General features: G+C 61.9%; 28 protein-coding genes and 2 pseudogenes. All 30 read left to right on the top strand.

What is annotated here, in order from left to right; genetic code table 11:
* Position 1: 1 nt before the first annotated feature.
* Positions 2-208, top strand: a complete 207-nt coding sequence (locus ACLCGK_RS16920) for a phage head-tail joining protein (RefSeq protein ID WP_010953942.1) — start codon at positions 2-4, stop codon at positions 206-208.
* A complete protein-coding gene (locus tag ACLCGK_RS16915) occupies positions 205-1,698 on the top strand; it encodes a phage portal protein (RefSeq protein ID WP_410952487.1) in 1,494 nt (497 codons plus the stop codon). The genes ACLCGK_RS16920 and ACLCGK_RS16915 overlap by 4 nt, the downstream gene beginning before the upstream one ends.
* Positions 1,695-2,858, top strand: a complete 1,164-nt coding sequence (locus ACLCGK_RS16910) for a head maturation protease, ClpP-related (protein WP_410952486.1) — start codon at positions 1,695-1,697, stop codon at positions 2,856-2,858. Before ACLCGK_RS16915 ends, ACLCGK_RS16910 begins: the two co-directional genes overlap by 4 nt.
* A gap of 2 nt (positions 2,859-2,860) precedes the next feature.
* Positions 2,861-3,208, top strand: coding sequence for a head decoration protein (locus ACLCGK_RS16905; protein ID WP_024087073.1), 348 nt, complete (start codon positions 2,861-2,863; stop codon positions 3,206-3,208).
* Between the two features lie 61 nt (positions 3,209-3,269).
* Entirely contained in the window at positions 3,270-4,265 is a 996-nt protein-coding gene (locus ACLCGK_RS16900) for a major capsid protein (RefSeq protein WP_410952485.1), read from the top strand.
* Between the two features lie 2 nt (positions 4,266-4,267).
* Positions 4,268-4,582 carry a hypothetical protein gene (locus ACLCGK_RS16895; RefSeq protein ID WP_410952484.1) on the top strand — a complete coding sequence of 105 codons (315 nt, stop codon included), beginning with the start codon at positions 4,268-4,270 and terminating at the stop codon, positions 4,580-4,582.
* Complete coding sequence (locus ACLCGK_RS16890) at positions 4,579-5,241, top strand: hypothetical protein (protein WP_410952483.1); 663 nt, start codon at positions 4,579-4,581, stop codon at positions 5,239-5,241. Before ACLCGK_RS16895 ends, ACLCGK_RS16890 begins: the two co-directional genes overlap by 4 nt.
* Positions 5,234-5,764: a hypothetical protein gene (locus tag ACLCGK_RS16885; RefSeq protein WP_410952482.1), complete on the top strand. Its 531-nt coding sequence runs from the start codon at positions 5,234-5,236 to the stop codon at positions 5,762-5,764. The genes ACLCGK_RS16890 and ACLCGK_RS16885 overlap by 8 nt, the downstream gene beginning before the upstream one ends.
* The gene (locus ACLCGK_RS16880; protein WP_410952481.1) at positions 5,761-6,363 is read left to right on the top strand and encodes a phage baseplate assembly protein V; all 603 of its coding nucleotides are present in this window, start codon (positions 5,761-5,763) and stop codon (positions 6,361-6,363) included. The genes ACLCGK_RS16885 and ACLCGK_RS16880 overlap by 4 nt, the downstream gene beginning before the upstream one ends.
* Positions 6,364-6,405: 42 nt before the next feature.
* Complete coding sequence (locus ACLCGK_RS16875; protein WP_410952480.1) at positions 6,406-6,654, top strand: hypothetical protein; 249 nt, start codon at positions 6,406-6,408, stop codon at positions 6,652-6,654.
* Between the two features lie 2 nt (positions 6,655-6,656).
* Positions 6,657-6,983, top strand: a complete 327-nt coding sequence (locus tag ACLCGK_RS16870; RefSeq protein WP_410952479.1) for a GPW/gp25 family protein — start codon at positions 6,657-6,659, stop codon at positions 6,981-6,983.
* Entirely contained in the window at positions 6,980-7,960 is a 981-nt protein-coding gene (locus ACLCGK_RS16865) for a baseplate J/gp47 family protein (RefSeq protein WP_410952478.1), read from the top strand. The genes ACLCGK_RS16870 and ACLCGK_RS16865 overlap by 4 nt, the downstream gene beginning before the upstream one ends.
* Entirely contained in the window at positions 7,957-8,679 is a 723-nt protein-coding gene (locus tag ACLCGK_RS16860; RefSeq protein WP_410952477.1) for a phage tail protein I, read from the top strand. The genes ACLCGK_RS16865 and ACLCGK_RS16860 overlap by 4 nt, the downstream gene beginning before the upstream one ends.
* Complete coding sequence (locus tag ACLCGK_RS16855; protein WP_410952476.1) at positions 8,676-9,542, top strand: phage tail protein; 867 nt, start codon at positions 8,676-8,678, stop codon at positions 9,540-9,542. The genes ACLCGK_RS16860 and ACLCGK_RS16855 overlap by 4 nt, the downstream gene beginning before the upstream one ends.
* A 3-nt stretch (positions 9,543-9,545) precedes the next feature.
* Entirely contained in the window at positions 9,546-10,289 is a 744-nt protein-coding gene (locus ACLCGK_RS16850) for a hypothetical protein (protein ID WP_410952475.1), read from the top strand.
* Between the two features lie 8 nt (positions 10,290-10,297).
* A complete protein-coding gene (locus tag ACLCGK_RS16845; RefSeq protein WP_410952474.1) occupies positions 10,298-10,762 on the top strand; it encodes a hypothetical protein in 465 nt (154 codons plus the stop codon).
* A 65-nt stretch (positions 10,763-10,827) separates the two neighbouring features.
* The gene (locus ACLCGK_RS16840; RefSeq protein WP_410952473.1) at positions 10,828-11,151 is read left to right on the top strand and encodes a hypothetical protein; all 324 of its coding nucleotides are present in this window, start codon (positions 10,828-10,830) and stop codon (positions 11,149-11,151) included.
* A gap of 65 nt (positions 11,152-11,216) precedes the next feature.
* On the top strand, positions 11,217-12,383 hold the full coding sequence (locus ACLCGK_RS16835) for a phage tail sheath subtilisin-like domain-containing protein (protein WP_410952472.1): 1,167 nt from the start codon (positions 11,217-11,219) through the stop codon (positions 12,381-12,383).
* Between the two features lie 12 nt (positions 12,384-12,395).
* A complete protein-coding gene (locus tag ACLCGK_RS16830; protein WP_410952471.1) occupies positions 12,396-12,905 on the top strand; it encodes a phage major tail tube protein in 510 nt (169 codons plus the stop codon).
* A gap of 49 nt (positions 12,906-12,954) precedes the next feature.
* Positions 12,955-13,251, top strand: coding sequence for a phage tail assembly protein (locus ACLCGK_RS16825; protein WP_410952470.1), 297 nt, complete (start codon positions 12,955-12,957; stop codon positions 13,249-13,251).
* Positions 13,252-13,382: 131 nt separating this feature from the next.
* Positions 13,383-15,881: pseudogene (locus ACLCGK_RS16820) on the top strand (phage tail tape measure protein); the annotation flags it as partial.
* A gap of 1,401 nt (positions 15,882-17,282) precedes the next feature.
* Positions 17,283-18,128, top strand: coding sequence for a phage tail protein (locus ACLCGK_RS16815; RefSeq protein WP_410952469.1), 846 nt, complete (start codon positions 17,283-17,285; stop codon positions 18,126-18,128).
* A complete protein-coding gene (locus ACLCGK_RS16810) occupies positions 18,103-18,309 on the top strand; it encodes a tail protein X (RefSeq protein ID WP_410952468.1) in 207 nt (68 codons plus the stop codon). The genes ACLCGK_RS16815 and ACLCGK_RS16810 overlap by 26 nt, the downstream gene beginning before the upstream one ends.
* Before the next feature lie 60 nt (positions 18,310-18,369).
* On the top strand, positions 18,370-19,413 hold the full coding sequence (locus ACLCGK_RS16805; RefSeq protein WP_410952467.1) for a phage late control D family protein: 1,044 nt from the start codon (positions 18,370-18,372) through the stop codon (positions 19,411-19,413).
* Between the two features lie 37 nt (positions 19,414-19,450).
* Positions 19,451-20,020, top strand: coding sequence for a glycoside hydrolase family 19 protein (locus ACLCGK_RS16800; protein WP_410952466.1), 570 nt, complete (start codon positions 19,451-19,453; stop codon positions 20,018-20,020).
* The gene (locus ACLCGK_RS16795; RefSeq protein WP_410952465.1) at positions 20,020-20,574 is read left to right on the top strand and encodes a lysis protein; all 555 of its coding nucleotides are present in this window, start codon (positions 20,020-20,022) and stop codon (positions 20,572-20,574) included. Before ACLCGK_RS16800 ends, ACLCGK_RS16795 begins: the two co-directional genes overlap by 1 nt.
* A 152-nt stretch (positions 20,575-20,726) precedes the next feature.
* The gene (locus ACLCGK_RS16790) at positions 20,727-21,521 is read left to right on the top strand and encodes a DNA adenine methylase (protein WP_410952464.1); all 795 of its coding nucleotides are present in this window, start codon (positions 20,727-20,729) and stop codon (positions 21,519-21,521) included.
* A 47-nt stretch (positions 21,522-21,568) separates the two neighbouring features.
* Positions 21,569-21,782, top strand: a pseudogene (locus ACLCGK_RS16785) (DUF4113 domain-containing protein); the annotation flags it as partial.
* Positions 21,783-21,882: 100 nt separating this feature from the next.
* Complete coding sequence (locus ACLCGK_RS16780; RefSeq protein ID WP_410952463.1) at positions 21,883-23,037, top strand: AAA family ATPase; 1,155 nt, start codon at positions 21,883-21,885, stop codon at positions 23,035-23,037.
* Positions 23,015-23,611 (top strand): hypothetical protein, encoded by a 597-nt coding sequence (locus ACLCGK_RS16775; protein WP_410952462.1) that lies wholly within the window; start codon positions 23,015-23,017, stop codon positions 23,609-23,611. The genes ACLCGK_RS16780 and ACLCGK_RS16775 overlap by 23 nt, the downstream gene beginning before the upstream one ends.
* Positions 23,612-23,824: the final 213 nt, after the last annotated feature.

Raw genomic sequence — 23,824 nt, 5'->3', positions numbered from 1 at the left:
CATGGCATATACCCAGGCACACCTCGCGGCCGTCGAGCGTGCGATTGCGCGTGGCGAACGGGTAGTTCGTTACAGCGACCGCACCGTGGAGTATCGGACGGTAGACGAACTGATCAAGGCCCGCGACCTGATCCGCACCGAACTGTCCCAGTCCGCTGGCCCGCGCTCCCGCGTGGTTCGGCTTTACCATGGGGGTAAGGGGCTATGAGCGGCCGCTACATCTCCACACGTTCGGGGCTTCTGGTGCCCGAGCGGATCAAGGCCAGCTATGAGGGGGCCGCCGAAGGTCGGCGCTCCTCTGGCTGGGACGCCCCGGATACTGGCCCCAACAGCCTGATTATGCCGGCCCTTCGCAACCTGCGGTCACGTTCGCGGGCTGCGGTACGCAATGACCCGTATGCGGCCAACGTCATTGATAAACGCGTCAGCAATCTGATTGGCACTGGCATCACGCCGCAGCCACGGTTGCTCGACAAGGCCCTGCGCAAAGCCATGCAGGAGCTGTGGGAGGACTGGGTGGACGAGTCGGACGCCGACGAGCGCACCGACTTCTACGGGCAGCAGGCCCTGGTGGCGCGCACCGTTGAGCAGTCTGGCGAATGTTTCGTGCGCTTGCGGCCACGCCGGCTGGAGGATGGCCTGGCGGTGCCACTGCAGGTTCAATGTCTCGCGCCGGAGTTCGTGCCACACGATAAATTCGAGGTGACGCGTACCGGCAACACAATCCGTGCTGGTATCGAGTTCAATGGTATTGGCCGCAGGGTGGCTTACTGGTGCTACCGCAACCACCCCAGCGACAAGGCTTCGCTCAACGCCGGTTACAACCCGCTTGTGCGTGTCCCGGCTGATCAGATGCTGCATATCTTCGAGCCGTTGGAGCCTGGCCAACTGCGGGGTGTCCCCCGGCTGGCGCCCATCCTCAAGCGCCTGCGCAGCCTGGACAACTACGACGACGCGGTGCTCTTCCGGCAAGAAGTGGCCAACTTGTTCGCCGGCTTTGTTCGCAAACCGGCGCCGGATGGGCTGGGTGGCCCGCCAATGGACATGATCACCGGCGGAGCGGTTGTTCATGACCGTGATGCCTTCACTCCAATGGTGGCACTGGAGCCCGGCACGATGCAGGAGCTGGGGCCGGGCGAGCAGGTCGAGTTCTCCGACCCGCCCGACGGCGGCAACAACTACCCCGACTTTATGCGGCAGCAGTTGATGGCTGCCTCCGCTGGCGCGGGTCTGCCTTACGAGCTGATGACCGGCGATATGCGCGGCGTTAACGATCGTGTCATCCGTGTGGTGCTGAACGAGTTTCGCCGCCGCCTGGAGCAGCTGCAGTTCTCGGTCTACGTCCACCAGCTCTGCCGCCCGGTGCGGGCGGCCTGGATGGACATGGCGGTGCTGGCCGGGGCGCTGGACCTGGCGGACTACACTCTGAACCGCCGCCAGTACCTGCGGACGCGGTGGGTGCCGCAGGGCTGGGCCTACATCCAGCCAGTGCAGGACGTGCAGGCGCGCATGCTCGAAGTTGCGGCAGGGTTCACCTCGCGCAGCGAGATGTGTCTGCGCTCGGGTACCGACGCTGAGATCGTGGACGAGGAGAACGCTGCCGACATCGCTCGGGCGCATGGCCTGAGCCTCAAATACAACGGCTTGTCGGCAATCGATGACGAGTCGGATGATTCCGACGAGAAGGGGAAAACATGAAACCGTTGATGCCGTTTCGCATCTTCAACAAGGCTAAGGCCCTCCCGCAGGTCGAGGATGGGCATTGGTATTCGATCACAGCAGCGGCTGAGGGTGATGCCGACTCGAAGGTCATCGAGGTCTATGTCTACGGCGAGATTGGTGCCTGGGGCATTACTGCCAACCAGTTCATCCAGGACCTCAAGGCGATTGACGATGGCACCTCGCCGATTGTAGTGGCCTTCAACACCAACGGCGGCGACCTGTTCGAGGGCCTTGCCATTCACAACGCGCTGAGCCGCTTGGGTGAACGTTGCACCGGCCGAGTCGATGCCTTGGCTGCTAGTGCAGGCAGCGTGGCTGTCTGCGGCGCTCACCGCGTGGTCATGGCATCGAATGCCATGCTGATGATCCACAACCCTTACACATGGGTTAGTGGTGATGCCGAGGATCTTCGTCGGGTGGCGGACGTGCTCGATCAGGCCTTCGAGGCAATGATCGCAGCCTATAAGGCCAAGGCTCCGAATATCGATGACGCGGAGCTGAGACGTCTGGTCAATGACGAAAGCTGGCTCACGGCCTCGGAGGCCGTGGCGTTGGGTCTGGCTGATGAGGTCGGGAATGGTGTCAAGGTTCAGGCTTGCCTTGGGCAGGGCGCGGCTATGGCGCGTTACCGCAACACCCCGCAAGCGCTGTTGGATCAGCTTAAGGCCAGTAAGGATGGGGTGACCGAGCCGGTTGATCCCGAACCCGAGAGCGAGCCTGCGCCCCCGGCGCCGAACGCAAGCGACTCAGCAGCCTTGGCTTTGATGATCACTCAAGCCTGCAGCAAGGCGGGGATCAGCAACCTGGTCGAGCCGCTGATTGCATCGACCAAGCTCGCGGACGAAACCACCGTGCAGGCAGCACTGACCCGTGCCAAGTCGGTACGGGATCTCTGCGTCGCAGCCCGCTTGCCCGAGATGACCGCTGAGTTCGTCCAGGCCGGCCTGGACGCAACGGCCGTTCGTGCGCGTTTGTTCGACAAATTGGTCGGTGGCGGCAAGGGGTTCGAGATCGACAACAGCCTGCCGCCAGCTGATGACCTGCCTGAGAAGGTCCAGGCGAAAGCACCCAATCCCAGCAGCATCTGGGCTGCCCGTCGGCAGGCCACACAATCCCGTCCCGGCCAAGGAGCCTGAACATGAGCAAAACCTATGTAGAGCCGGTCCATGCCGGTGAATTCCTGTTGTCCGAGGGCGCAGGCAAGATCTCCCGCGAAGTGATCGAGCTGGCTCCTGGCGATGCCCTAGTGGCCGGCCAGGTGCTCGGGCAGCTCACTGCCAGCGGGCAGTTCACCCCGTACAGCCCTGAAGCCGAGGACGGCAGCGAAACGGCCAAGTGCATCCTGTTTGCTTCTGTCGCGTCCTCGGATGTGGTGCGCCGTGGGCGTGCTGTCGTACGCCTGGCAGAAGTGAGCGAGGCACTGCTGACCGGCCTGGATCCTGACGGAGAGAAGGCCCTGGCGGCTCAGTTCATCATCGTTCGCTAATAGCGACCCTTTTTCACCTCAGCCCCGCCTTGTGCGGGGTTTTGCATTTTTGGAGTGGCTCATGGCCGAAATTGACATTTTTGAAGACAACGCATTCACCGTCCCAGCGCTGACCGCTGCGATCAACGAGCAACCCTTCGTGCCAGGGCGCTTGGCCGAGCTGGGGTTGTTCGAGGAGGAGGGCGTCACCACGGTGACTGTCCAGGTAGAAAAGGACGGCGAGACCTTGGCATTGGTGCCATCCGGTGAGCGTGGTTCCTCGGGGCTGGTGGTCAACGGCAGCAAGCGGATCCTGCTGCCCTTCAACACCGTACACCTCCCCGAACGCTTCGCCATCAAGGCGGATGAGATTCAGGGCATTCGTGCTTTCGGTGAGCAAACCGAACTGCAGGCAGTGCAGGACGTCGTCAACAAGCGTTTGGCGAAGGCCCGTCGCCAGCTGGACGCAACGCATGAGTTTCATCGTATGGGCGCTCTGAACGGCGTCGTTCTGGATGCGGACGGCAGTTCGGTTCTGCTCAATATCTATGATCGTTTCGGACTCGAACCGATCGAGATCGAGATGGAGTTGGCTACTGCAGGCACCGATGTCCGAGTGAAGTGTGTCGACGCACTAGATGCTCAGGAGGAGGCGCTGGGGGCGACGACCAGCAACGGTGCACGAGCGTTCTGCGGTAAGAACTTCTGGCGGGCGCTGATCTCGCATCAGAGCGTTAAGAAAACCTATGAAGGTACTCAATACGCTGCTGCGCTGCGTGCTGATGGTCGCGAAGCATTCGAGTTCGGCGGCATCACCTGGGAACGCTATCGCGGCAAGGTGGGCGGCATTTCCTTCGTGCCGGATGACGAGGCTCGCCTGGTGCCTGAGGGTGTTCCCGGTCTGTGCATCACCCGCTTCGCGCCGGCCGACTACATGGATACGGTCAATACCGAGGGGCTGCCTTACTACAGCCAGCTGGAAATGATGCCTTTCAAGAAGGGCGTAGACGGTGAGGCGCAGTCGAATCCGCTGCACCTGGTCACTCGTCCTCGCGCAATCATCCGCCTGAAGCGTTGACGATGGCTTTCCGCGATCTGATCGAGGACATCGACGATGCGGTATTCAGTGCCCTAGGTGACCCGGCACAGATCGAAGGCCGAGAGGTGCTCGGCATGTTCTCGGCGCCCTGGTTGCAACCCAAGCTCGGCCAAATCAGGACTGCACTTCGCGAACCGCACTTGGTCATCCGGGTTGGTGATAACGGGGGCGTCGAGGTCAAGCAGCGCGTCGTGATCGATCTGCCGCCAGAGGACGGTGGCGGCAACTACACCATCACTGCCATCGAGCCCGGTGGTGATGGTCTTGTAACGCTGGTGTTGAGGAAAGCGCTATGAGTGTTGGTAGCTATCACAAGCAGTCTGCCAGTAGCGGTTTGATCTCGCTGCGGCTGGATCCTCAGGGCGTCAACGGTTTTGAAGCGTTCACCAAACTCGTTCCCAAGGCTGTTCTTGCGGCGCAGCGGCGGGCTGTCAACAAGACGCTTCGCTGGCTGCGAACTCATATCGCTCGCGATGTTGGCCGGCAAGAGCGCATCGCCATCGCTGCGGTTAGGCAACGCCTGAAGGCGTTCCCAGTATCTAGCAATGGCCAGGGCAAGCTCTGGTTCGGCATCAACCCCATTGAGGCCAGCCGCGCAGGGCGCCCTAGGCAGACCCGCACTGGTGTGTCAGTCGCTGGCCGGCGTTACCAAGGTGCTTTCTTCAAGCGTGTTTACGGTGGCAAGCCTGACATCTGGATCCGCACGGCGAGCAAGCACTTCGACGCTGATGACTACCCCGACAGCGATGTGTCGGGGCACGGTGGCCGGCGCTCAGGTTGGATTTCTGAGAATGACAGCCGCTTCCCCTTGGCCAAGGCGAAGATCTCGCTGGAGGACGTCCGGCCTTATTTCGAAGAGTGGACCAAGCGTGCACATGAGCGCCTGGTAGTCGTCATGGAGCAAGAGTTGAACTTTGAACTGCAGAAATACCTTCGGAGAACCGGCAATGGATGATGATCCTATCCCGCTCGGCCGGGTGTACGCGGCCATTGAAGAGCACATCAGGCAGGCCATTCCTGGCTTGCAGTACGTCGGGACCATGCCGATCGGCATCGAGGTGGTACCGCCGCCTGCGGTGGTGCTTGAACTGGCAGGGTTTGAAAGTGCTGAAGAGGACCCGGGCACAGGTCAAACTGCTGTTGATGCCCGTTTTGAGGCACGTGTGCTTGTCCCGGGGGAAGAAGACAACTGCTTGCACATCGCTGCATTCGTGGCGGCTCAGTTGGCGGTGTTGCTTCGAATGCAGTCTTGGGGCTTGGCCATCGGGTTCGCCCAGTTTGTGCGGGCAGAGCGGGACTGGAGCCGCCCCGAGCTGGATAGTTACGCGGTATGGGTAGTTGAGTGGACCCAGGTGATTTATCTCGGAGAGGAGGAGTGGCCGTGGCCCCGACAGCCCGGCCCGCTGGTGGTTGCCTTCGATCCTGACAGTGGTCCAGGCAACGAGCATCGCTACCAATCGCCTGAGGCCCTGGAGTGAGTTACGCGAGCGCCGAGCACGACCGGATGCTGGCTTGCGTCGTAATCAAGGGCTATGTGGTGGCGGTCGACCTAGACGCTGGCAAGCTGCGCATGTCGGACGGTACAGGCTGGAGCAGTGCCTGGGTGCGCTGGCACTCGTTGGCTGCCGGCAAGGCGCGACACTGGCGTGCACCGAGCCTGGGGGAGCAGGGAGCGCTGATCAGTCCTAGCGGCGACCCGGCTCAAGGCACCTTCATTCCCGGCCTGTACGGCAATGCCGGCGAGCGCCCGGACAACCGCGACCATGTCGAGACGTGGCGTTTCGATGATGGCGGGTCAATCGTCTATGACTGGTCGGCCAAGAGCTACACCATCAAGCTGCCCAGCGGCACGGTCAACATCGAGGTCGGCAGCAGCAAGGCGGTAGTGACCGACGACGCGATCACCGCCAAGTCGACTGCGATCAGCGCCGAGGCCCAGACCATCACGGCGAAGGCAACCATGATCACCCTGCAGGGCAACGTCATGATCAGTGGTCAGTTGACGGTCGCAGGCAACATCCTTGGGGGTGGCAGCATCATCGACACCACCGGCAACACGGCCAACCACAAACACTGACAGCGCGCCTTGCGGGCTTTGTCTTTTCTGGAGAATCGCCTTATGGCAGTTAAGAAAACCGCTGCGGATGACGCGGCAACGGATGCGGCCGCCTCCGCGACGGTACCTGTCACGCCGGCCGGTGTGACCTTCACCGACAGCGCCTACACCTCGCGCTCGTTGTTCCTGCAGGCCGCTGACGACCTGCGCGAGTTCAAGGTGCTGGCCGGCCGTGTGACCGTCCAGGCCGACGACAGTGAGGCGCTGGCGTTCCTGGGTGGCCACGCCGACCTGCAGCGCCTGGACGGCTAGCCATGATTGGCCTGGACCGGCGAACCGGCCAGCCACTTACGGGCCTCGATCACCTGAAACAGTCGATTGAGGACATTCTGACCACCCCCTTGGGTAGTCGGCGCATGCGCCCGGAGTACGGCAGCAACTTGCGCCGCTTTGTCGACCTGCCGGTTAACGAGGGCTGGAAAAGCGCCGTACAGGCCGAAGTGGCCCGAGCCTTGGGTCGATGGGAACCGCGTGTGCAGCTGGAGCGCGTCAAGGTGGTTTCCGTGCTCGATGGGCAGATTGGTCTGGAGCTGACTGGCCAGTACCTGGGCAACTCGGCCGTCGTGGAGGTAAGCGCATGATTGACCTTTCTTTGCTCCCGCCGCCCGACGTGGTGGAAACCCTGGAGTTTGAAACGCTGTATCAGGAAGTGTTGGGCATCTTCCGCAGCCACATGGATGACCAGTGGACGGCGCTGTTGGAGTCCGACCCGGTCGTCAAGCTGATGGAGGTCATGGCCTACCGTGAGCTGCTGATGCGTGCACGGGTCAACGCGGCGGCCAAGGCCAGCTTGCTGGCTTATGCCAAGCGTGCCGACCTGGACAACCGCGCGGCTGACTACGGCGTGCAGCGGCTGACCATCCGCGCCGCTGATCCTGACGCGGTGCCGCCAGTGGAGGCGGTGATGGAAGACGACGAGGCGCTGCGCTATCGCACGCGGCTGTCGCTGGAGGCGCTTTCCGTCGCCGGCAGCAGTGGGGCGTATGAGTACCACGGCCTGACCGCCTCGGCCGAACTGGTCAACGTGTCGGTCGATTCGCCCCGGTTTTCCGGGGTGCCGGTGCCAGCCGCGGTTAAAGCGCAGCTACCGGATGGGGCCCTTGTGGTGGTCTGTGACTACGACGCCGGCCTGGCCAACCCGCTGCCCGGCGACGTGTCGCTGGCCATCCTGCCAAGGCTGGCCAGTACCGCGCTGCCGGCGGATCTGGTGGCCACGGTGCAGACGGCGTTGTCGGCCGAGAGTGTGCGGCCGATCACTGACCGCCCGCGCGTGCAGGTGGGCGCGCCAACCGACTTCAAGGTGCAGGCTGTCCTGCATGTTGAGGCGGGTCCCGACCCGGCGGTGGTCAAGGCGACCGCGCGGAAAGGACTGGATACGGCCATTGCGGAGGCGCGGCGCCTGGAAGGGCAGTTGCCGCTGTCGGCCATCTACGCAGCGTTACACGTAACGGGCATTAGCCAGGTTGACCTGGCGTACCCAACCGCAGGCATTGCGTGTGACAAGCGGCATTACCCCAACTGCACGTCGATCGCCCTGACCACGCAGGTGGCGACGTGAGCCTGTTGCCGCATAACGCCACGCTGCTGGAGCTCTCGCTGGAGGCGGCCAGCGAGCAGGGCATTGACCCGGAAATCATCCGGGGCATTGCCGACTCGACGCGCTGTCCGCCCGACTTCCTCCCGTGGCTCGGCTGGGCCTGGAAGGTCGAAGGTTGGGAGGCGGCCAACACCAACGCCCAGCGCCGCGAGCTGATCCGCGAGGCGATTCCGGTGCACAAGACCAAGGGCACCGTCGGCGCGATCCGGCGGGTGCTCAAAGCGGTGCGGGTCAACGCGGATTTCAAGGAATGGCACCACATCCCGAACGCGGCCCCGTACACGTTTCAGGTCACCGCCTGGGCGAACGAGAACCGCGAGGGTGAAGGCTCGATCATTTCGCCGCAGTTGGGGGAGCGCTTGCGCGCCCTGATTGATGCGGCGAAGAACGAGCGCAGCCACTACGACTTCCGCCTGGGGGCGCGCTTCGATGGCGGGCTGTTGCTAGCCAATGCCACGCGCGGCAGGGCGCTGCAGCGCCGTCTGGTCGAGGCCCAGCCCGTGCCCATGCCGGTCTCCGAGCAAGGCCTGGTGCTGGCCAACGCCGCCAACACGCGGTGCCTGTTTCGGCAGTCTGCCGAGGCGCAGGGCATCCCCATCAACGCTGATTCGGGCCTGCAGGTCGCCTGTGCCACCCGGGCGCTGGCGGTGCTGCGGGTGTCGATGGAGGCTGTTCAATGAGTACACCGTTACAACCAGTGATCACCAAGGTCGGACTTGCGGCGATCCTGCGCGCCGACAACACCGGTATTGCGGCGCAGATCACCCATATCGCCCTGGGCACCAGTGGCTATACGCCCAGCAATGACCAGAAAAGCCTGGTCAATCAGGTGGCCAAGTTCCCTATCAGCGGGGGCGAGCGGCTGAGCAGCACGCTGTTGCACCTGACCGCCTTGGCGGATGGGGCGGCCGCGTACTGGGTGCGGGAGGTCGGCTTTCTGCTGAGCGATGGCACCCTGTTGGCCGTCTGGTCGCATTCGTCCGAGGCTTTGACCTATAAGTCGGCCAACACCGACCTGTTGCTGGCCTACGACCTGTCGCTGGCCGCGCTGCCGGCCAATAGCGTGACCATCGTCAGCGGCGAGGCGGGCTTGAGCCTGAGCCTTGCTGAGCCGCTGGCCGCCCAGGCGGCAGCGTTGATTGCCGAGCAGTTGCGCAGCCTGAAGCACGCCGATGCAGCCGAGCAGGCCGGCGAGAAGCTGCGCATTGTCGGCGAGCAAGTCAACGACCTGGTCCCGCGTATGAAGGCCGCCGAGAAGCGCCAAGACGCCGACCGCGCAATGTTCGCCGAGGTGCATGCGGCGCAGACCGCTTCGCTGCTGGCCGAGCAGTTGCGTGGCTTGAAGCAGCAAGACGCGGCCGATGCCGAGGCCGAGCTGCAGCGTATTGCCGGCGAGCAAATCGCTAACCTGTTAACGCGCATGAAGGCCGCCGAGCAGCGCCAAGACGCTGATCACGACGGCCTGCTCAGCGCAATCATTTCCAATGCGGCGGCCAACCTGGCGCTGCACACCCTTGTCGTTAAACAAATACACGGAGCCTAATCCATGAGTCTCGAATCCGAAGTAGCCGCCCTAACCAGTGAAGCGCGGTCGCTGCTGAACTACTACAACACCAAAAAGGCCGCCATCGACGCGGCGGTTAACGCGGCTATCGCTGCGGTGCCCGAAACCACCCGCAACTGGTATGTCGACCCAGTCATCGGCCTGGACACCAACCCCGGCACCGCCGCGTTGCCGTTCCGCACCATTGAAAAGTGCTTGGCGTCCACGCCGAACTCGGGTGTTTGCGGGGTGTACCTGCTCAAGGACTACGACCTGGCGTCCCAGGTTGATATTTCGTGCAGCCTGATGATCATCAAGGGTGCCACGGGCGTGGAGAAGCTGCGGGTCAAGTACTACACCAACGTCAATGCCGGCGTTTCCGACACGCGTATGGGTGGCTTTGCCTTCCAGCGTCAAGGCGCAAACATTGAAGTGCGCGAGCTGACCATTGAGCTGCCGTCGCCGGCTGGTATCACGCCGCTGAACAACCGGGCCAACAGCCTGTTCCGCACCTTCGGTAGCTACTCGGTGCCGCCAGTGATGGGGGTTCAGATGAACACCGTGACCGTGACGAAAGCCGCCGACTGGATGGGCTTCCTAATCAGCGCCTCGGCCTCCTGTGTGGCCCTGGGCTGCGGTAGCGTGACCTTCCCGACTGACTTCGGTGGGCGCTATATCGACGGCATCGCCGCCGGCACGGATACCAAGACCCTCAGCCGCGTGCTGACCAACCTCGCCACCTTGTAAGGACCACCATGAAAACCACCGATCTCAACGTCATTTTCAACGGCCAGCAGTACGCTGGCTGGGATTTCGCTGCTTTGCCCCTCGGCGCTGCACTGGTAGCTGCCTGCGAGCAAATTGACCTGGCGGCCGATACGGCGCGCCGTACCCTTGCTGGCGATACCTTGCGCGCCCTGGAGCACCAGACCGCCGCCGAAGAGGCCAAGGCGTTTGCCCAGGCCGGCTACAACGGCGAGGCACCGCCCAGCGTACAGGCCTGGATGGACGCCGCCGAGCTGGATGCCCAAGCCGCAACCGAGAGCATTCTGGCCAAGGCGCAGGCGTGGCAAACGGCGCTCTACGCCATCCGAGCGGCGCGCCTCAATGGCAAGCAGGGCGTGCTCAAGGCGGCTACCCACGCCGCCATGGAGTACATGGCCGACCAGGCGATTGTCGCCATTCAGGCCGGTATCGAGGGCGTCGACGGTCCCGTCTGACACCACCGCAACCAACTGACCACCCAAGGCCGCCATGCGGCTTTTTTTGTGCCTGGAGGGCACGCATGAGCCGAACCCACCTCGAGCACGTCCTGGCGGCGTTGTTGATCATGGGCGCCCTGTGGGGCGTCTTGGCCTGGCTTGGCGTTCCCGCTGGCCACTGGGCCGGCGCCGCTGCAGGCATCTTCTTTTTCGCCGGCCGCGAGTACACCCACGGCGAGCGCAACCTGGCGCACATCGAGTCGGTGCACTTGGCCAACCTGCGCTGGTATGACGGCCTGCGCATCTGGCGCTGGACTGTAGACGGTCGCCTCGACTTCTTCTGTCCCCTGGTGGCCTGTCTGACCGTGGCGCTGCTGGTCCAGGTGCTGCAGATCCTGCAGCGCTGACTGATTTCCTTTATCCCACCCCTTGGGCCGCGCATGACGCGGTCCAGTGCTTTCTGGAGTCTCAAATGGCTGGATTCTTTCACGGCGTTACCGTAACGAACGTCGACAGCGGCGCGCGCAACGTCTCGCTGCCGTCTTCCTCGATCATTGGTCTGGTCGATACCTTCACCGAGGGCGCCGGCGCCACGGCCAAGGTTGGCGACCTGGTGCTGATCACCAACGAGCGCGAGGCGGTCGCCGCGTTCGGCGCGGCCTCGGCCCTTACCAAGGCCTGCCAGGCCATCTATGCCCGCTCCAAGGCGGTGATTGTCGCCACCGGCGTGGCCAAGGTGGCCGATGCTGCGGCGCAGACTTCCGCTATCATTGGCGGCGTTCAGGCCAACGGCAAGCGTACCGGCCTGCAGGCGCTGCTCGACGGCAAGAGCCGTTTCAACGCGCAGCCGCGCTTGATCGTCGCGCCCAAGCACAGCGCCATCCAAGCGGTGGCCACCGCCATGGACTCGATTGCCGCCAAGCTGCGCGCCATCGGCATCATCGACGGCCCCGGCACCACCGACGAGGCGGCCACCACCTACGCCAAGTTGTTCGGCTCCAAGCGCCTGTACATGGTCGATCCCGGTGTGCAGCTGTGGGACACCGGCACCAGCGCGACCATCGACGCGCCGGCCTCGGCCTGGGCTGCCGGTGTGTTTGCCTACACCGACAGTGAATACGGTTTCTGGGCTTCGCCGTCGAACAAGGAATTTGTCGGCATCACCGGCACCACTCGCGCGATTGAATACCTGGATGGCGACGAGACCTGCCGGGCCAACCTGCTCAACAACGCCAATATCGCGACCATCATCCGTGACGACGGTTTCCGCCTGTGGGGCAACCGCACGCTGTCGAGCGATCCGAAATGGGCCTTTGTCACCCGCGTGCGGACCATGGACATGGTCATGGACGCGATCCTGTACGGCCACAAGTGGGCGGTCGACCGTGGCATTACCTCGACCTACATCCGCGATGTAACCGAGGGCCTGCAGGCCTTCATGCGCGACCTGAAAGCCCAGGGCGCAATCATCAACTTCGAGGTCTACGCCGACCCAGTGCTAAACACGGCCAGCCAGCTGGAGCAGGGCAAGGTGTACTGGAACATCCGTTTCACCGACGTTCCGCCGGCCGAAAACCCGAATTTCCGTATTGAAGTCACCAATCAATGGCTGACCGAAGTCCTCGATCAAGTCGCGTAAGGAGCGCATCACATGGCAATGATTCCCGAAACCCTGGCCAACCTGAACCTGTTCGTGGACGGCGTCAGCTTCCAGGGTGATGTACCGAGCCTGACCCTGCCCAAGCTCACCCTCAAAACCGAGGAGCACCGCGCCGGCGGCATGGACATGGCTATCGAACTGGACATGGGCATGGAGAAGATGGAGTCCAACTTCACCACCACCGGCGTGCGCAAAGAGTCGCTGAAGTTCTTCGGCCTGGCCGACGGTAACGCCTTCAACGGCACGTTCCGTGGCTCCTACAAGGGCCAGAAGGGCGAAACCAAGGCGGTGATCGTCACCCTGCGCGGCACTCTGAAAGAGATCGACATGGGCGACTGGAAGGCTGGCGACAAGGCAGAGCTCAAGCACGCCATTGCCGCGACCTATTACAAGCTGGAAGTCGGCGGCGAGGTGATTTACGAGATCGACCCGGTCGGCATGAAGCGCGTCATCAACGGCGTCGACCAGCTGGCGGGCCAGCGCCGCGACCTCGGCCTGTAACCCCTTCCAATCCTTTCACCTCCTTTTTTCGATTCAAGGAAACCCAACCATGGCCAAGCCACTGCCGAAGTTCATCAAGCTTGATGCTGACCGGGTCACCGTAACGCTGACCAGCCCGGCCGAGCTCAACGGTGTCCAGCAGGACACCATCACCCTGCGCGCGCCGACGGTGCGCGATATCCGCAACTCCACCAAGACCTCCGACGGCGACGACGAACAGCGCGAGCTGAACCTGTTCGCCTCTCTGGCTGACGTGCATGTTAAAGATCTGGAGGGCCTCACCTACAAGGACTACAACCGCCTGGCCACCGGTTACAACTTTTTGGTGCGCGACGACGAGCTTTAATCCGGCCACGCAGAAGCAAGCTGCCAAGCGACTTGCGGCAGAGTTGAATTTTTCCGCCGCAGAGATCCTGACCATGTCCTACGCGGACATGGTGTGGTGGCTCTCGGATTGAGCTTGCATAGGGGGCACCGATGGCAAGCAGGCTAGCGTTATCGCTGGTGATCGGGGGTGCTGTCGCCTCATCGGTAGGCGCTGCATTCAAGACGGTCGAGGACGGCATCCAGAAGCTGGAAGCCAAAGGCAACAAGGCCAAGGTGCTGAAAAGCACCATTGGCGAAACCATCAAGCTACGCGATGAGTGGAAGCGTGCACATGACAGCGGTGCTGCCGCTGCCGACAAACTCCAACGTAAGCTGGACAGCAATCTGGATACCTTGCGCAAGCAAGGTGTCGAGGTTGGCCGCCTCAGTCGTGAGTATCAGCGCCTGGGGCGCGAGGCCAAGGCCGCCGACCTGCAGCTAAAGGGTCACCAACAGCTGCAGGCGGGCAAGTCTTCGCTGAAGTCGAACATTGGCCAGGCTGTGGTCGCTACAGGCGCCGCCGCCGTGCCGACGATGATCAGCGCGAACTATCAGGCGATCATCCGTGACATAGCGATCAAGGCCGATATCGTCAACAAGCCGCAAGAGCAGCAGCTGACCCGGACGGTGATCGACACGGCCGCCGACACCGGTATGGCGCGCAATGACGTGGCCGACCTGGTCAACCAGCTGGTCGGCGCCGGCATGGAGCTGGACAAGGCGCTGTCGTATGCGCCGGTCGCGGCCAAGTTCGCCATTGGTCAAGGCGCCTCGGGCGTCGACACGGCGTCGATGATCCAGGCGCTGGAGCAAAACGCCAAGATCAGCGATCCGAAGGTCATGCAGCAGGCGCTGGAGGCAATCGCCTATCAAGGCCAGGCGGGCAGCTTCGAGGCCAGCGACATGGCCAAGTGGTTTCCGCAGCTGCTGGCCGGCATGGAGAAAAATGGGATCACCGGTTTAGATGCGGTGACTTCGCTGGGCTCCATGCTGCAAGTGCAGATGAAGACCGCCGGCAGTTCGGACGAAGCGGCGAACAACTTCAAGAACTGGATGGAGAAGATCGGTTCCAGCGACGTGGTCAAGGCCTACAAGGACGCTGGCATTGATTATCAGGGCTCGCTCAACACCGGCCTGCAGAAGGGTATGAACGTCATTGAGGCGTCCATGGCCCTGGCCATGAAGTACGTCGAGGCGACCGATCCGGCGAAGGCCAAGCAGATCGAGGCGGCCAAGGCCAATATCGACAAGGAGGCCGACCCGGAGAAGGCCAGGGCGGCGCTGGAGGCCCTGGAGAAGACACTGCGCACCGGCGATATCTTCGCCGACATGCAGGTCAAGGCCGCGCTCACGGCTTACGGGCAAAACCGTGGCCTGTATGAGGAACTGAAAGCCGACTCCCGAAAGGCCTCGGGCATCCTCGACAAGAACCTGGCGGAGCGCCGCGAAACCTCGGCGCAGCAGTGGGCCGAGACGGTCCAGGCGGCTGACGACGCAATGCGCAGCATTGGCGATGCGATCCGCCCGGCCACCGACCTGGCGGCTCAAGGGCTGACCGCTGTTGCCCGAGGTATCACCACGCTGTCGGACAGGTTCCCGGCTGTCGTGACGGGCATTGTCGGCACCGTGGCGGCCATCCTTGCGCTTAACACTGCATCCAGTGCGTTCAAGATCGGGCGGGGTGTATTCAACATTGCGCGCGGCCGAGGCTTGGAAGGGGTGACCGGCCGGGTGGGGCGTGGCGAGCGTGCGCCTATCGAACTGCCTAAGACGGGCAACAAGGTGGTCGACACCGGCTTGGGCGTGTTGGGCAAGGTGTTTTCTTCCCGCTCGACCGAGGCAGCGCCGGCCAATGAATCCGTAACGGGAGGAAACGACCCGCAGCGGGTGTTCGTGGTCAATGCCGATGCCATTGGCGGGGTTGGCGGTAGCGTTGCAAAAAGCGCTCCTGCAGCGTCTGCGAAGGGTAGTCGCAGAAGTCGCCGCCGGGAGCGCCGGCGTGCGGCGCGGCAGGGCACTGCGGGGCGGCTTCCAGCGAAGGTAGAAGCGCCCCAAGCACCGGTGGCCAGGCCTCGGCCGTCGCTTCCAGCAGCCTCGGCGGCGCTGACCGGCGCCGACGAACTGGGCAAGGTCGCGCGCTCGGTGCGTGGCGTCACGCGCCTGGCCAAGCGCCTACCGGGCGGCAATCTCATAGACGCCGGCGCAACCGCGCTCGATGTCGCGCTGAATGCCAAGACCCAGGATGAAAAGGCCGAGGGTTACGGCGGCGCTGCTGGCAGCCTGGCGGGTACTCTCGCGGGTGCTGCTGCAGGTGCTGCTATCGGTTCGGTGGTACCGGTAATCGGTACTGCAGTGGGTGGAGCAGTGGGTGCCGTGCTGGGCGGTCTAGGTGGCGAATCGTTAGGTGGCTGGCTGGGTAAGCGCTGGTTTGGCGACGAGCAGCCCGAGGCCGAGGATAAGCCGGAGTCGCCTCTGCCGGCTGCGCCGAAGCCTGCCCCTATGCCGCCGGTGGTGGTCGATAACCGCGTGACGGCCGCCAAGGCAGTGCCGACGCCGCCGAGACCGGCCCTAGGTGATGCGGTGCGCAACATGGCCACCTCGGCCCCGGCCGGGTCTAACGTGTTGTATGAGCCGCGCGATCCCGAGTCATTGGGGGGCAACCTGGTCCCGCCGCAAGCCCAACCGCAACCGGCGCCGGCAACGCTGCCGGCGAAGCTGAGCGAGACGGTGCGCGAGGTTCCCGGCAAGTCGACGCAGGTTCCTGTGGTGATCGACAACCGCGAGCGCAAGCCGTCCGCTGACGCTGTGCCACCAAAAGCCACTCCCGAGTCGGCAACCCCGTCGCCTGGTGTGGGCGGTGTGGTGCGCGACCTGGCGGCCAAGCCGGTGCCGGGGGCGCCTCGGGTACCCGAGCTGATCCAGCCAGCCAAGGCGGCCGCTCCCGGCTTGGGTGACGCCGTGCGTCAGGTGGAGGCCCCGGTGCGTCCGGCACCTAAAGCTGGTCTCCCTGTGGGAGAGATGAGCGACGAGGAAATCGAGCGGCGTTATGACCAGCTGCCGGCCTTTGCCAAGCGCGACTTGTTCGAGGGTGTTGGGGGCTTTTCGGGTACCGGGGCAGGGTTGGGGGAAGACTTTTCGCCGACCCTGTCGCTGGATCCACCCGCTGCGCCGCCTCGCCCTGCGCCTGTGCCGGTTGATACTGGGCAGGCACTTGGCATGGTCATGCGTGACCTGGTGGCCAGGCCGGTGCCGGCGGCACCACGGATGCCCGAGTTGGCCCAGCCAGCTAAGGCGGCCGCTCCCGGCCTGGGTGACGCCGTGCGGCAGGTGGAGGCCCCGGCGCATCCGGCGCCTAAAGCTGACCTCCCCGTGGGGGAGGTCAGCGACGAGGAAATCGAGCGGCGCTATGACCAGCTGCCGGCCTTTGCCAAGCGGGACTTGTTCGAAGGTGGTGGGGGCTTTTCGGGTACCGGGGCAGGGTTGGGGGAAGACTTTTCGCCGACTCTGTCGCTGGATCCACCCGCTGCGCCGCCTCGCCTTGCGCCTGTGCCGGTTGATACTGGGCAGGCACTTGGCATGGTCATGCGTGAGCTGGAGAAGGTGCCGCAAGTACCGGCTGGCATCGCGCCGGCCATTACCAAGGTCGTGGATCGCAGCCAGCCCGAGCTGCTGAAAGGTGAGCAGGGCGGCCCTTTGGACAAGGCCGGCTTGGGCGCAGTGGTGCGCGACATCGTGGCCAAGTCGGTGCCAGCAGCGCCACGGATGCCGGAGCTGGCCCAGCCAGTCAAGGCGGCCACGCCTACCCCAGCACAGGCGCCGAAGGTGGATCAATCGTTTTCGTTCGCCCCCAGCATCAAGATCGATGTGCAGGGCGATGTGAAAGACCCTTCCCAGGTCGTTCGCGAAATCGAGTCCCCCCTGCGGCAGCTGTTCGATACGTGGCAGCGCGAAGTATCGGCGCGCATGTCCTCGGCCCAACTGTACGACCAACCGCACGTTTAAGGAGGGCCTATGGCCTACATGGAGCAGCTGGAATCATCCCTGTCTGGGTTGGTTTCAGCTGGGGAGGCTGGGCGCAAGAGCATGGACGGGATGCTGGTCCCGCTCAATGGCGCCATTGGCAGCATCACGGGCGCCGCGTCGGAGCTGGAAAACATCCCGTTCGTGGGGCCCGAGGTCGGAGCCAAGCTGGGGCGGATCATGCGCAGCATTAACGTGGCGCAGTCGCAGGTGGGGCAAGTGGCGTCGATGTATAGCCGAGCCATCACAGGCGCCGCCCAGGTGCAGGAACGGCTCGGCACGTTCAAGACAATGGCGGCCAAGGCCACGGCCGAGGCCCGGCGTGTGGCTGGGATGATCAGCCCGTCACTGTCCAACGTGCTGCCCTCCGGCGGCTTGTTGCCAGAGGCTACGCCGAAGCCCGAGGCGGTCGCGCCGTTCCTGCACCTGCTGATCATCCAGCCGCATGACCCGAAAGAGCAGCCGTATTACTTCAACCTGGACACGGCTGCTTTTGACGAGCTGCGCCGGCAAACGTCGTTCCGCTGGGCTGGCCAAGAGCGCTTGCGTCGAAGCGTGGCGCAGCAGGCGGTGGGCCTGGGTGAGGAAAAGATCACGCTCAAGGGCGCGATTTTCCCCCACCACAAGGGCGGCATTAAGCAGCTAAACGTGCTGCGCAGCATCGGCCGCCACCTGCAGCCGCTAAAACTGGTCACTGGCTATGGTGAGGTGCTGGGCGATTGGTGCCTGGTCAGCCTCGACGAGGAACAAAGCCACCTGCTCGCGGGCGGCATTCCCCGCAAGCAGGGTTTCAACCTGGAGTTTGTGAGCTATGGCAACGACCTGCAGAACGTCTGACGGGGACCTGCTCGATGTGATTTGTCAGCACCACTACGGCAACCTCAACGGCACGGTTGAGGCTGTGCTCGAGGCCAACCCGGATTTAGCCAGGGAGGCGCAGCCGTACCGCGCGGGCCTACTGATCCAACTGCCCGATCTGTCGGTGCCGGCATTTGAGTTGCTGCAACTGTTCGACTGACTCCGCACTACGCATAACGACGCCCCGCCCCGTGCGGGGTTTCTTTTTTCTGGAGTACACATGAAACCAACCTATCGAATCATCGCGGACCGCAAGGACATCACCGCACTGATCAATGATCGGCTGTTGTTACTGCGGATCTCGGACAAGCCAGGCATGGAGTCGGACGAGTTTGAGCTGCGCATTGATGACCGCGCCCAGGCTGTCGCGCTGCCTGGGCGAGGAGGGCTGGTGGAGGTCTTACTGGGTTACGAGGGCCAGCCGCTCAAACGCATGGGTGCGTACACGGTCGACGAGGTGCAGTTATCCGGCCCGCCCGATGAGCTGACCATTCGCGGTAAGGCCAGCGATATGCGCGGCAGCGGTAAGACCATCCGTAGCGGCAGTTGGGAGAATGTGCCGCTGTCCGAGATCGTCACTGAGATCGCTGAGCGCAACGGCTGGGAGGTGGTTTGCCCGACCACGACGAAGGTCGAGCGGATCGATCAGCGTAACGAGTCGGACTTCAATTTTGTCACGCGCTTGGCGCGGCAATACGACAGCACCGCCAAGGTTGCCCAAGGCAAACTGCTGGTTATGCCCCGGCACGGCGGGAAGAGCATTTCGGGCAAGGCACTGCAGGTCGTCACCGTCAACAAGACGGACGTCTCCCGCTATCAGTTCCGGCTAAGCGACCGCAGCACGCAGAAGGCAGTGAAAACCCAGCACCAGGATCAGAAGACCGGCGCTTTGAAGGTGGTCCAGCTGGACAACGAAGAATCGCCGGACGGCCTGCCCCCAGTTCACACCGACCGCCATATCTACCCCAACGAGACCGCTGCCAGACAGGCCGCCAAGGCACGTCTGGCCGCGTTCAACCGCAGCACCGCCGGTGTGCGCCTGGAGATGGCGGGCCGGCATGACCTGTTCGCGGAGTGCTCGGTGAATGCCCAAGGCTTCAAGGTCGGGCTCGATGGCGAGTACCTGGTGGAAAGCGTGGAGCAAGTGTTCACGGCCAGCGGGTGGACCACGACCGTGGAGTGCAACGGCGGGAAGAAGGGCAAGGCCAAGGCCTCGGGCAAGAAAAAGAAAGACGACAAGCCGCTCAAGGTTGAGCAGCTCTAACCCCTATGGCCGGATATGGCCATCACTGGAGAGACCAATGGCTATCTCAGTTCAACAGTTGCAGCAGATCCTCCCCAACGCCGGCCGAAAAGCCGGCGTTTTTGTTCCCGGCCTCAACGCAACCATGGGCAAGTACTCGATCATCACCCCTCGGCGTATGGCTGCGTTCCTTGCACAAGTCGGCCATGAGTCTGGCCAGCTGCTGTATGTGCGCGAGCTCGGTAACGATGCCTACCTGGCCAAGTATGACACCGGGCGCCTGGCGGAGCGCCTCGGCAACACCCCGGCGGCTGACGGCGATGGTCAGCGGTACCGTGGCCGTGGGCTTATTCAGATAACTGGCCGCGACAACTACGAGGCCTGCAGCGAAGCGCTGTTCGGTGACAGCCGCTTGCTCAATACCCCTGACCTGCTTGAGCAGCCCGTCTATGCGTCGCTGTCGGCCGGCTGGTACTGGCAGCGGGCAGGACTCAATAGCCTCGCGGACAAGGTGCTGCGGGCCGATGACTCGGTGTTCGAGCTGATCACCCGCCGTATCAATGGTGGCCTGAATGGGTTGAAAGATCGCCAGGCGCTCTACAAGCGTGCGCTTGAGGTGCTGCAGTAATGCCGATGAATTGGCGTATCGCGCTTCTGGCCGCTGCGGTCGGGCTCTACGCCGGCGGGCGTGGGGCCTGGGTCTGGCAGGCCAGCGATTACGGAAAGCAACTGGCGGAGCAGGCCGCAGGTTATGTCCAGCAGTTGGCGGACAGAGATCGGGTTCATGGTCGTGAGCGTGAGGAAGCTGCAGCTGCAGCCCTGGAGCAGTTGGCTGAACAGAAAAGTCAGCGCAAAGACCTGGAGGATCGCCTGCAGGAGCAGGGCAAAACACATTGGAAGGAGATGAATGATGCACAACAGATTCAAGCTCGTCTGCGTGACAGGCTGGCTACTGCTGATTTGCGGCTGTCAGTCCTTGTCGACGCCGGAGCCTTTGCCGCCCCGGGTTGTGACGGTGGGGTGCGAGAAGCCGCCGGCACCGGAGGCGTGGTTCATGGAACTGTTCGCGCCCGACTTGACCCAGCGCATGCTCAACGAATTATCGCCATCACCGACGACGGTGACCGAGGACTGATCGCACTGAAGGCCTGTCAGGCCTACGTCCGCGAAGTCAACAAGTAGTAAAGAGGCGAGCCGGGAGGATGCGTCAACATCCAGCCCGGCCCACCGAACCCGCAGACCCTTCCTGCAAGTCCAGCCGTGGCCTCTGCCTTGTGCACAAAGCGCGGCGAGCCTAACACCTGTTTATCCATACAGTAAAGACTTGCATATCTATGACCTCTCCAATTATTCCCTGGATGGGTGGCAAACGCCGCCTGGCCGACCGCTTGATCCCCCTCTTTCCCCCTCATGAGTGCTACGTTGAAGTCTTCGCCGGCGGTGCCGCGTTGTTCTTCATGCGTCCCCAGCCCGCCCCCGTGGAGGTGCTGAACGATCTCAACGGTGACCTGGTCACCCTCTACCGCGTTGTACAGAACCACTTAGAGGAGTTCGTGCGCCAATTCAAATGGGCGCTTAGCTCCAGACAGATCTTTGAGTGGCAGAAGATGACGCGCCCTGAAACCTTGACCGACATCCAGCGAGCGGCACGGTTCTTCTACCTGCAGCAGCACGCGTTCGGCGGCAAGGTCACTGGGCAGACGTTCGGTACCGCGACCACTGGGCCGGCCATCAACTTGTTACGCATCGAGGAGAACTTGTCGGCCGCGTGGCAGCGCCTTGCCGGTACCTACGTCGAGAATTTGTCCTGGCTCGACTGTGCCGAGCGCTACGATCGGTCGCACACGTTCTTCTACATGGATCCGCCGTACTGGCAGACGGCAGGCTACGGCGTGGACTTCCCCTTCGAGGAATACGAGCGCATGGCCGAGTTTATGCGCCGGTGCAAGGGCAAGGTAATGGTCAGTATCAACGACCACCCGGACATCCGGCGCGCCTTCGATGGCTTCTATTTCGAATGCCTGGATATTCGCTACAGCAACACAAACCAGCGGCAGCGCAAGGCGGAGGTAACCGGCGAACTGGTGATCATGAACTGGCAGCCGGCTGGCTTGGGGCAGCTGTTCTGATACTGTATCCCTAAGCGCCTGTCGGTTAGCCGGCAGGTCCACATTGACGACCGGGCGAGTTCAACGATGATCTGTTCGCGGTGACGCAGCCCGCAGTTTGTGATCGGCTTATGTCAATGTTGGACGAGATCAATGTCAAGTACGGACGGGGCACGATTGCGTACGGCAAGCGTTCCCGACACCCGTGACTGGGGGATGCGTCGTAAAATGATGAGCCAGTCGTACACAACGCGACTGGATCAGCTATGGCGGGTACGTTGACTGTAGGGGGGGGCAAAAAAAAGTTGAACTTTTTCAAACGATGAATTTATGCTTGCGCCTGCTTGGCATGGATGAAACCACTTAATAGCAAAGGGCAGGTATGACAGTCGCACAACGTGAGGAACTCTTAAATCTCGCATTCCGTCCGCATTATCCTATCGAGGATCCGGATAGTTTCTTCGGTCGCGAGATGGAAGCTGCGAGAGTGGTACAAGCTCTTCACAGCCCGGGACAGCACGTGGTGATTTATGGGGAGCGTGGAGCAGGCAAGACCTCTTTGGCTCGCGTAAGTACGATTGGGCATGCGCGAATCGATGTTTTTTGCGAGAGTGAATCTTCTTTTTCCAAAATTGCGAGGGATGTCGTCCTGAAATGTCAGGCTGACGCTTCTTCGAAAATTGTATATGACGCTGCGACAAACAAGGTTTCTATCAATGGTGTAATGCGATCTCTTGATGAGCTTGACGGTAACAGCCTGAAAGCTCTCCTTCCTGCGAAGCGTCTAGTATTGGTTTTTGATGAGGTCGATAGGCTTCCGGCTTCAACTATTGCAGATCTAGGGGAGTTTACTAAAAATGTCGCTACCGACCTACCACAGGTCACACTAATTTTTGTCGGTGTCGGTGCTACTGTTAGCGAGTTGTTACGTGGTCACGAATCTGTCTTCCGTAATATTCGTTCAGTAGGTCTCGGGAAATTTGACCAAGACGCGACTATACAGGCGATTCTGGATAAAGGTGGGAAGACTTTAGGGTTGGAGTTTAGTGCGGAGAGTGTGTCGAGTATTGTTTCTGCGTCGGATCGCTACCCGTATTATGTACAGTTACTAGGAATCACCTCCGCACGTTTAGCTATGATCGATGGCGCTACAGCTGTTACGCAGCAGCACGTTACAAGTGGGGCAGAAAGTGCCGCGCAGGATGCTGATGAAAGTCTTCGCGATGCATATGAAGCCGCGATTTTGTCATCAAGAAGCGACGTTTATCGTTTTGTGTTGTGGGGGCTGGCGAATCTGGATAATCGAGTCGAGGGGTCTGTGGGCCAGATCGCAGAAGTCGCTAGTAGGTATGCGTCACTAGCTTTAAGCCCACAGGTGGTTGGTGCTGCTCTGAATAAACTTGCGTTGGATGTTCGGGGCGGAATCGTCGCCAAGCGGGTGATGGGGCCGAAAAAAACCTTCTATTCGTTTAATCATCCGCTAATGCGTGGTTTCGTTCGTTTGAGAGTTATAAATGCCAGTAAAAACGGCGCTTAATTTGCTTGAGAAAGCTCTGGCGGAAACCCTTCATTCATATTGGCGAGTTAAGGCAGCCAATGCAGCAATGAGTGTTTTTTCGGGTACAGAATACTGGACGAGGCTCGAAGTTGAGTTTGCGAATGTTCCCTCGTCTTCTGAGGTTCCAGCACCGCAGCAAGTTTCGTTTGAGGTGTTGCGCGCTGAGATTGGCGATTATTTCAATAATGGACGCGCTTCTCAGGATTACTTCCTAGCAGTGATAGCGCATTTTGAGAGATTTATTTCCACGGTCTTGCAGGCTAATCAAAAGGATTCTAGCGGCACGCTTGGGCAGCTCACAACGCGAGCAGAGCAGTATCGTGGTCTCACTATTTTAGACAAAGATGTAGCTTTCGTTGCGGAGATTCGTGAGCGGCGCAATTCTTTGATACACAATCACGGCACCGTTAGTCCTAGATATTTGCAGGCGGCGAATAATCCGACAGTGGCTTCCATTTTTGGTGGTAAGTCGATTGGCGATATTTTGAATATAAGCGATGAGTATCTCGCGAATGCCGTAGACAGTCTGATTCGATATGCGCGGCTTTTTTGATCAGCTACTTGCCAGTACCAGGGCACGTAGTTCTTCCATTGCGCGGTCGCGTTTCATAGACAAACTCCTTTTGCCAACTCAAGAATTATAGCCTGGGCAGCCCCCCGTCTCTGAATCATGATCAGTGGCTAGCTCGGTGTCCTTAGGGATGGAAACCGTGGGGCAAAAATGGGGCAAGCTATGCGCCATTCCATGTCAAATCATGCCCACCTA

Source organism: Pseudomonas sp. S1(2024), assembly GCF_046557535.1.
The sequence above is the reverse complement of the archived record's forward strand: the minus strand, read 5'-3'. Positions and strand labels throughout refer to the sequence as shown.

Coding starts and splice junctions, on each gene's coding strand:
- ACLCGK_RS16840 (WP_410952473.1), top strand. CDS start 10,828: ATGAGCCGAACCCACCTCGAGCACGTCCTGGCGGCGTTGTTGATCATG.
- ACLCGK_RS16875 (WP_410952480.1), top strand. CDS start 6,406: ATGGCAGTTAAGAAAACCGCTGCGGATGACGCGGCAACGGATGCGGCC.
- ACLCGK_RS16810 (WP_410952468.1), top strand. CDS start 18,103: ATGGCAACGACCTGCAGAACGTCTGACGGGGACCTGCTCGATGTGATT.
- ACLCGK_RS16805 (WP_410952467.1), top strand. CDS start 18,370: ATGAAACCAACCTATCGAATCATCGCGGACCGCAAGGACATCACCGCA.
- ACLCGK_RS16910 (WP_410952486.1), top strand. CDS start 1,695: ATGAAACCGTTGATGCCGTTTCGCATCTTCAACAAGGCTAAGGCCCTC.
- ACLCGK_RS16795 (WP_410952465.1), top strand. CDS start 20,020: ATGCCGATGAATTGGCGTATCGCGCTTCTGGCCGCTGCGGTCGGGCTC.
- ACLCGK_RS16885 (WP_410952482.1), top strand. CDS start 5,234: ATGGATGATGATCCTATCCCGCTCGGCCGGGTGTACGCGGCCATTGAA.
- ACLCGK_RS16850 (WP_410952475.1), top strand. CDS start 9,546: ATGAGTCTCGAATCCGAAGTAGCCGCCCTAACCAGTGAAGCGCGGTCG.
- ACLCGK_RS16775 (WP_410952462.1), top strand. CDS start 23,015: ATGCCAGTAAAAACGGCGCTTAATTTGCTTGAGAAAGCTCTGGCGGAA.
- ACLCGK_RS16835 (WP_410952472.1), top strand. CDS start 11,217: ATGGCTGGATTCTTTCACGGCGTTACCGTAACGAACGTCGACAGCGGC.
- ACLCGK_RS16845 (WP_410952474.1), top strand. CDS start 10,298: ATGAAAACCACCGATCTCAACGTCATTTTCAACGGCCAGCAGTACGCT.
- ACLCGK_RS16855 (WP_410952476.1), top strand. CDS start 8,676: ATGAGTACACCGTTACAACCAGTGATCACCAAGGTCGGACTTGCGGCG.
- ACLCGK_RS16825 (WP_410952470.1), top strand. CDS start 12,955: ATGGCCAAGCCACTGCCGAAGTTCATCAAGCTTGATGCTGACCGGGTC.
- ACLCGK_RS16920 (WP_010953942.1), top strand. CDS start 2: ATGGCATATACCCAGGCACACCTCGCGGCCGTCGAGCGTGCGATTGCG.
- ACLCGK_RS16800 (WP_410952466.1), top strand. CDS start 19,451: ATGGCTATCTCAGTTCAACAGTTGCAGCAGATCCTCCCCAACGCCGGC.
- ACLCGK_RS16790 (WP_410952464.1), top strand. CDS start 20,727: ATGACCTCTCCAATTATTCCCTGGATGGGTGGCAAACGCCGCCTGGCC.
- ACLCGK_RS16815 (WP_410952469.1), top strand. CDS start 17,283: ATGGCCTACATGGAGCAGCTGGAATCATCCCTGTCTGGGTTGGTTTCA.
- ACLCGK_RS16900 (WP_410952485.1), top strand. CDS start 3,270: ATGGCCGAAATTGACATTTTTGAAGACAACGCATTCACCGTCCCAGCG.
- ACLCGK_RS16905 (WP_024087073.1), top strand. CDS start 2,861: ATGAGCAAAACCTATGTAGAGCCGGTCCATGCCGGTGAATTCCTGTTG.
- ACLCGK_RS16830 (WP_410952471.1), top strand. CDS start 12,396: ATGGCAATGATTCCCGAAACCCTGGCCAACCTGAACCTGTTCGTGGAC.
- ACLCGK_RS16895 (WP_410952484.1), top strand. CDS start 4,268: ATGGCTTTCCGCGATCTGATCGAGGACATCGACGATGCGGTATTCAGT.
- ACLCGK_RS16865 (WP_410952478.1), top strand. CDS start 6,980: ATGATTGACCTTTCTTTGCTCCCGCCGCCCGACGTGGTGGAAACCCTG.
- ACLCGK_RS16780 (WP_410952463.1), top strand. CDS start 21,883: ATGACAGTCGCACAACGTGAGGAACTCTTAAATCTCGCATTCCGTCCG.
- ACLCGK_RS16870 (WP_410952479.1), top strand. CDS start 6,657: ATGATTGGCCTGGACCGGCGAACCGGCCAGCCACTTACGGGCCTCGAT.
- ACLCGK_RS16915 (WP_410952487.1), top strand. CDS start 205: ATGAGCGGCCGCTACATCTCCACACGTTCGGGGCTTCTGGTGCCCGAG.
- ACLCGK_RS16890 (WP_410952483.1), top strand. CDS start 4,579: ATGAGTGTTGGTAGCTATCACAAGCAGTCTGCCAGTAGCGGTTTGATC.